Source organism: Deinococcus pimensis DSM 21231 (genome assembly GCF_000519345.1).
Lineage (GTDB): Bacteria > Deinococcota > Deinococci > Deinococcales > Deinococcaceae > Deinococcus_A > Deinococcus_A pimensis.
In genome coordinates this window covers 43,122-49,575 of record NZ_KI912672.1, presented here as the reverse complement: position 1 = coordinate 49,575, position 6,454 = coordinate 43,122, and the positions used below count along the sequence as shown (strand labels likewise).

The 6,454-nt window shown below is 70.0% G+C and carries 6 protein-coding genes; 1 reads left to right on the top strand and 5 read right to left on the bottom strand.

Annotated elements, in window-relative coordinates; translation table 11 throughout:
• Positions 1-213, bottom strand: a 213-nt coding sequence (locus DEIPI_RS0121995; RefSeq protein WP_027483191.1) for an FAD-binding protein, incomplete at its 3' end; no start/stop codon positions are given.
• A 165-nt stretch (positions 214-378) separates the two neighbouring features.
• On the opposite strand from DEIPI_RS0121995, the gene DEIPI_RS38265 reads away from it, so the two are divergent.
• Positions 379-558: a hypothetical protein gene (locus DEIPI_RS38265; RefSeq protein ID WP_027483190.1), complete on the top strand. Its 180-nt coding sequence runs from the start codon at positions 379-381 to the stop codon at positions 556-558.
• Positions 559-620: 62 nt separating this feature from the next.
• Here DEIPI_RS38265 and DEIPI_RS33660 read toward each other — a convergent pair whose 3' ends face one another.
• The 4 genes from DEIPI_RS33660 to DEIPI_RS33650 form a co-directional block, all read right to left on the bottom strand.
• Positions 621-1,277 (bottom strand): phosphatase PAP2 family protein, encoded by a 657-nt coding sequence (locus DEIPI_RS33660; RefSeq protein WP_045234938.1) that lies wholly within the window; start codon positions 1,275-1,277, stop codon positions 621-623.
• A 78-nt stretch (positions 1,278-1,355) separates the two neighbouring features.
• Positions 1,356-3,047 carry a M3 family oligoendopeptidase gene (locus DEIPI_RS0121980; RefSeq protein ID WP_052351923.1) on the bottom strand — a complete coding sequence of 564 codons (1,692 nt, stop codon included), beginning with the start codon at positions 3,045-3,047 and terminating at the stop codon, positions 1,356-1,358.
• Between the two features lie 14 nt (positions 3,048-3,061).
• Positions 3,062-4,357: an MFS transporter gene (locus tag DEIPI_RS33655; RefSeq protein WP_045234937.1), complete on the bottom strand. Its 1,296-nt coding sequence runs from the start codon at positions 4,355-4,357 to the stop codon at positions 3,062-3,064.
• 614 nt (positions 4,358-4,971) lie between these two features.
• Complete coding sequence (locus DEIPI_RS33650; RefSeq protein WP_052351922.1) at positions 4,972-6,237, bottom strand: right-handed parallel beta-helix repeat-containing protein; 1,266 nt, start codon at positions 6,235-6,237, stop codon at positions 4,972-4,974.
• Positions 6,238-6,454: the final 217 nt, after the last annotated feature.

The window sequence follows — 6,454 nt, the reverse complement described above, 5'->3', positions numbered from 1 at the left end:
GGCCAGGGTGTCGTGGACGTGCGCCTCGACGTCGTGAAGGTCGATGGGCGCCGCGGCGCCGCCCTGCGCCCAGAGGGTGCTGCCGCCCTCCAGGGCGGTCTTGCAGGCGACGGTGACGCGCAGGCCGAGGGCGCGAGCGCGCAGGCAGGCGTACGCGCCCGCGACGCCTCCCCCGAGGACGAGCAGGTCCGTACGCTCGTGATTCGTGAACACCGGCACATTATGCACGAGGGAGGCTGAAGCTCCTCCTGCTCACGTAGCCGAGCATGCGCCGCACCGGGCGGCAAACGCGGGGCCGCGTTCGGCGCCGCGCAGGGCCGCCTGATCGGTCGGCTCGGGGGGCGTCGTCAGATTCCGGGGATGCCGGGGCGCGTCCGGATGACTCCTTCGCAGGGCGGGATCTTCATGGCGCTGGCCTTCGGAGCGGTGGCCTGTGGCGTGTACGGCATGTTCGTGCTGGGGCGCGGGATTCCGACCCTGGTGGCGTTCGCGCTCTACAACGTGACGATGCGGGTGGCGCACTTCGTGACGGTGCGGCGGCTCCGCTCGTCCTCCTGAGGGCGCTGGACGCCCGTCGGGTGAGGTCGAGGCGGCGTGAGGTGGCGGACTCGACCCTCCACTCAGACGGTCGGGCGGAACCACCTCAGGACACGCAGAGTCGTCCGCGAGTCCAGGACCCAGCGGGTCGCGAGCACCCACGCGAGCGACGCACTCCAGCCCGCCAGCACGTCCGAGGGGAAGTGGACCCCGAGGTACACCCGCGAGAGCCCCACCCATGCCACCAGCAGGCCGCCGGGTACGGCGACCCACCAGCGCGCGCGGGTCCTCCACACCAGAATGGTCAGGGCCGCGACGGCCGCCATGGTGCCCATGGCGTGCCCGCTGGGGAAGCCGTAGTCCGTCTCGGGCACGAGCGTGGTCCAGAGGTGGGGGCGCGCGCGGTGGAAGGCGAGCTTCGCGAGGACGTTCAGGACGGCCGCGCCGCACACCGCGACGCCGAACAGCAGCGCCTCGGGAACGCGGCGTCGGACGGCGAGGAGGGTGCAGACCAGCAGGGAGAGCGAGGCCATCTCCACGGGGTCGGTCAGGCCGGTCACACCGAGCATCAGCCGATCGAGGGCGGTGGTCGCGTGCCCGTGCAACCACCACAGCACGGGCGCGTCCCACGTGAACCCCTCGTGTTCCCAGACGTCCTCGGCGAGTTCCCCGAAGACGAGCAGGGGCGCGAGGATCGAGAGGAGCGCGAGGGCCCGGCGGAGGGAGGCGGGGTGCGGCATCCGTCCAGTCCACGCGCCCGAGCTCAGGTGGAGGTGAAACGCAGGGGGCGCGGAGGTCTCCACGCCCCCTGCCCGTGGTCAGTCGCCCGTGGCGCGGGCTGCGTCGAGTTCCCCGGCGAGCAGGTCCACGAGGCCGCGCATGGTCCCTTCGTCGAACGCGAAGCGCGCGCCCGCCGTCTCGAACAGTTCCCGCAGGGGCCGTGTGCCGCCGAGAGAAAGCGCGGCGCGGTAGCGCTCCAGGGCGGCGGCGGGATCGCGGCGCGCGCCCTGCCAGACCTGCAGCGCGCCCATCCACGCGAGGGAGTACTCGATGAGGTACAGGGGGTACGCGAAGACGTGCACGAACTGCCAGCCCTTGGCGCGGGCGTCCTCGAAGCCGCTCCAGTCGACGCCCTCGTTGAAGCGCGCGTGGCATTCGAGCCATTTCGCGTCGATCATGTCGATCGTGACGTCCTCGGGCGCGTCGGCGTACAGCCACTGCTGGAAGGCGTCGCCCGTCGCCTGCCCCGTGAACTGCCGCAGGACCGTCTCGGCCTTGTCACGGCGGGCGCGCGCGGCGTCCGCCGCGTCGTAGTACCCGACGGGCTTCTCCAGCAGTGGCAGCGTGAGGAGTTCCATCGCCTGACTGCCGACCTCGGCGAACTCGATGGGTGACAGCAGGTTCCAGGCGAGGTCGTCGGGACGTCCGGACGCGAGGAAGTGGAAGGCGTGCCCGGCCTCGTGCATCAGGACGCGCACGTCGCCGTCGGTGCCGACGGCGCTCCAGTAGATGTAGGGCGAGCCGGTGCGCGGCAGGTAGTTGCAGTAGCCGTACCCGGGGACCTTCCCGGGGCGCGGGGCGAGGTCGAGGTAGCCGCCGTCGGCCATCGCTCCGAACTGCGCGCCGAGGGTGGGGTCGAGCGTGTCGAAGATGCGCCGCGCCGTCTCGACGTACTCCTCGGTGCTGGTGAAGGGCGCGAGGGCGGGCAGGCCCGACGGGTCGGCCTGCGTGTCCCAGGGGCGCAGCGCGGGCAGGCCGAGGCCGCGCGCGCGGTCCTCGTTGACGCGGCGCAGCAGGGGCGTGACGTGCGTCTCGACGGCGTGATGGAGTTCGCGGGTGTCCTCGGGGGTGTAGTCGAAGCGGTTCATGGCGCGCCACGCGTAGTCGCGGTAGGTGTCGAAGCCCGCGTTGCGGGCCACCCGCCGCCTCAGGGCCAGCAGACGCAGGAAGAGGTCGTCGAGGGCGGGCGCGGCCTCGCGGTTGGCCGCCTGAATCGCGCGCCACGCGGCCTCACGAACGGCGCGGTCGGGGTCGAGGAGGCGCCGCTGCGCCTGCGGGATGCTGAGCTCCTCGCCGCCCACGCGGGCGCGCAGCGCGCCGGTGATCTTGTTGAAGTCGTTGGAGAGCGTGGCGATCTCGGTCTCCAGCGGGAGGTTCTCCTCGCGGTAGAGTTCGGCCTCGGTGCGGACCCCGCGCAGCATCTGCTCGTGACGCGGCTCGGGCGTCCAGTCCCGCACGGCGAGGAGGCGCTCGTTGAGGACCTGCTCGGCGCGGGTGACCTCGGGCTGCACGTCTCGGACGAACGCGACGTACGCGGCCTCGGCGGCCTCGTCGGTGGGGTCGGCGTCCTTGGCGCGCATGAGGGCCGCACGGGCCTCGCCGACGTCCTTGATGAGGTCGCTCCAGCGTTCGAGCCAGGCGGCGACGTCGGCGGCGGTGGGAGTCTCGGCGGCGAGCGCCTCGTAGCGGGGCGCGAAGGTGCTCCAGCGGACGGGTTCTGAGGGGGTCACGACGTCACTATCGCTCAGTCGCTACTCGACCGGACAGACCCGGTCTGGAGTTGGTCCGTGCCCTCCCGCGGGTCGGGTTCGGGCGCGTGCGCGAGGTGCAGGCGCCGCAGGGCGGGGACGCGCAGCGCGACGACCGCGACGACGAGGAGCGTGACCATCCCGCCCGCCCAGACGGAGCGCGTCGTTCCGAGGGCGCTGGCGGCCACGCCGCTCTCCAGCGCGCCGAGCTCGTTGCTCGACCCGATGAAGAGCAGGCTCACGGCGGCGACGCGGCCGCGCATGTGGTCCGGGGTGCGCAGACGCAGGATGGCCTTGCGGATGACCATGCTGATCCCGTCGAAGACGCCCGTGAACAGCAGCGCGACGAGCGACAGGGCGAAGTGCCGTGAGAGGGCGAACACGACGGTGCTCACGCCGAAGCCCGCGACGGCGAGGAGCAGCGTGCGTCCGCTGTCGCGCAGGGGTGGGCGGCGGGTCGCCCAGAGCATCACGAGGAGCGCTCCGACGGAGGGCGCGGCGAGCATGAGGCCCAGGCCGCGCGGCCCGACGTGCAGAACGTCGGTGGCGAAGACGGGCAGCAGCGCGACCATCCCGCCGAACAGCACCGCGAAGAGGTCGAGGGCCATGCTTCCCACGATCACGGGATCGCGCCGGACGAAGCGTACCCCGGAGAGGATGCTGTCGCGGACGCGCTCCCCTGCGGGCGGGACGGGCTGCGGCTTGGGCGCGATGCGCCACAGGCCCAGCCACGCGGCGACCGCGAGGACCGTCACGACGGTGTAGGTGCCGGGGGCGTGCCAGGTGGCGAGCAGCGCGCCGCCGAGCGCGGGTCCGACGATGGAGCAGGCCTGCCCGACGCTGCCGAGCCATGAGGACGCGTTGACGTACGCCTCGGGCGGCACGATGCGCGTCTCGAAGGCGGCGGCGGCGGGATCGCCGAAGCCGCGCGCGACGCCCGCGAGGAAGACGAGCGCGTAGAGCGAGGCGAGGACGTGCGCGCCCCCCGTCGCGGAGACGACGGCGAGCAGGGCGGTGCAGACGGCGAAGACGAGCCGGGTGCCGAGCAGGATGGCGCGGCGGTCGTGTCGATCGGCGTAGTGCCCGCCGAGCAGGGCGAGCCCGAGCGCGGGGACGGCCTCGACGAGGCCGAGCCCACCGAGCGCGAGCGGGCTGCGGGTGAGCTGGTAGACCTGGTAGCCGATGGCGACGGCGAGCATGCGGCTCGCGAGGGACGAGCCGACGCTCGCGACGAGCAGGGCGCGGAACTCGGGAAAGCGGAGGGCGGCGTGAGGGTCGGTCGGTGCGCTCAAGGTTTCAGGATACGCCCGTCGGGGTGAGGGCGTGTGGGTGCCCCGGGGGCGGTCCGGGTGACCTCCTCCGGAAGTCCTGATCGTCCGTGGGGATCGCGGTCGGGTCCGGGTCGAGGTGGTGTGGAAAGAATGGGTATTCTAACGATGCTCACACGGGGTCGGTACGCCTCGTTTCGTCGCCGGTCCGATCCTTCGAGAACGGACCGGCGACGAACGTGTCTCCCGGAGTGGGACGTCCACCGTGCGGATCGTGGGCGGGAGAGGTGACCATGCCAGGTTCCGAGGCGGCCGCCCTACGGAGTGTCCTCGTCGACGTGAGCCGTGCCTCCCGCCTTCCCTACCGTCACTGTTCTGGGATGGGATGATCGGTTCTGTCCGCACGGCGTTGTTCGTCGGCCTGCAGGGACTGAAGAGCCTGTCTAGACATGTAGACGTATTTTATAGGATCAGGAAGACAGCCTCTCCTCCGCATTGGCATGGGCGGAGGGTGGCACGAGCCACGGGCGAGACACTTTGTGCCAACGTCGCACTCTCGAACCCTCGCGGCGCGCGGAACTCTTTCGCTTGGATAAAATTATAATCAGGAGGGCTTACGACCTCCATTCTCGATGACGTCACGGCCCGATCCGTACCCCCGCCCGGACCACCTTGTCCTGCCAGCGGGTCCACTCCTGTCGTTCCATCTCCAGGGTCGGCGTGGGCAACCGTACGTTCGGAGCACACACGTCACTCTCCGCACACGACCAGAACCAGAAAGGATTCTCGACGAGCGCGCCTCCGTCGTACCTCATCCAGGCCACCTCGTTGTTGGTGACCGCGTTGTTCCCCCAGACTCCAGACGACGCGTTGTACGCGTACATCCCCACGTTCTGCGCGAGGATCGTCGCCACCGAACCGTCGGGCATCACGAGAAGTCCGCTCGACACCACACGGTTCCGGTACACACGGTTGAACACGCCTCCGGCCACCGCGACACCCTCGTTCGTCGTCGACACCACCTGGTTGTCGTACACCTCCGTGTAGCCCACGTCGAGCGCCGTCGTCGTGTACCCGTCCCCCACCAGGATCCCGCCTCCCGAGTAGGCCGAGTCCGTGGTCGGCGACAGGTTGTACGCGCCCTGCACGTAATTGTCGTGAATGCGGATGGGACTGCCCGGCGTTCCGCTGCTGATGTAGAGGTTGAAGTTTTCCTCTACACCACTGCGTCCCGGTTCGTTCACCACCTCGTTCCACGCGATTTCCACGTTCGGGACGCGCTGCACCTTGTCGAACAGGATCGTGTGCGCGTCGGTCCGGGCGGCCGTGTAGCCGCCCTGCCCGTCGCTCGGCAGACCCATGACGTTCCTGAATCGGTTTCCCACGATCCTGACGGTGTCTCCCGTCGCGACATTCCCGGAAAAACGGTGGACCACGATCCCCCGCGTCCCTTCCACCGCGTTGTTGCCAACGACCAGATTGGCGGGCGAATCGAGGTAAACGAACTCCCCCTGGGAACGGCCCGCCACATTCGGGTTCAGGCCGTACGCCCGGGAATTCCTCACCGTCACACGGTTGCCGGACGTCCCGACGATCAGTCGTCCGCGCCCGCGAATGTTCGCGTTCTGGATGACCACGGGTTCCGTCGTCCTGATCAGCACCGCGGGCACGTTCGGGTCCAGACTCTCCCAGTTCCCGGAATACCGCCCCCCCTTCGTGACGACGAGCGGTTTGGCGTACACCACCGCGCCCCCCGGAGCCTTCGCGAGCGGCCCGATGCCATCGGAGGCGGGCGACTGCGACGGGGCAGGACCGCGGCCACAGGCGGCGAGAGAGGCGAGCAGCGTGACCAGCAGCAGGCGGGAACGCAGGGAACGACGGCGGACGGAAAACGCGTTCGGCACGGTAGGACTCTCCCCGGAACGCACGAGCGTCCCTCGGTGAACGGAAACTGTAGTGAACCGACCACAGACTATTGGAACTTGGTGAGGGGTCCATCTCGCCGCATCTTCATTCCAGGCTTCCAGGTGGAGCCGATCGGCAGGAGCGTACGTCTCCGAGTGAGTTTTTTCACACTCAGCTGGTTTTCATGAAATTAATTGACCTTCCTGGCGGGGTGGC